The sequence below is a fragment of the Pantoea sp. VS1 genome, from assembly GCF_002207995.1.
Taxonomy (GTDB): Bacteria; Pseudomonadota; Gammaproteobacteria; order Enterobacterales; family Enterobacteriaceae; genus Pantoea; species Pantoea dispersa.
Genome location: NZ_NHZE01000115.1, coordinates 1 through 381 on the forward strand (window position 1 = coordinate 1; position 381 = coordinate 381).

Consider the following 381-nt stretch of genomic DNA (forward strand, 5'->3'; position numbering starts at 1 on the left):
TGATAGGCCGGGTGTGTAAGCGCAGCGATGCGTTGAGCTAACCGGTACTAATGACCCGTGAGGCTTAACCTTACAACGCCAGAGGCGTTTTGGTCCGAGAGACCGGAGAATTTTCAGCTTGTGACGGAAAAATTAGCGGAAACGAAAGATTTTGCGCTGAGGCAAGGCGGCAGGCCGAAGGAAAGGAAGGAGCATACACGAGTATGTGACTGACTTTGCGAGGGCGGCCAACGCGGCATCAGTGGAAAAGATTCGTTTCGCGCACAAAGAATTTGCCTGGCGGCAACAGCGCGGTGGTCCCACCTGACCCCATGCCGAACTCAGAAGTGAAACGCCGTAGCGCCGATGGTAGTGTGGGGCCTCCCCATGCGAGAGTAGGGA

1 rRNA gene is annotated in these 381 nt (G+C 55.9%); it reads left to right on the plus strand.

The window, feature by feature from the left end:
- Positions 1-275 precede the first annotated feature (275 nt).
- Positions 276-381: ribosomal RNA gene (gene rrf, locus CBW22_RS24495) — 5S ribosomal RNA — on the plus strand; the annotation flags it as partial.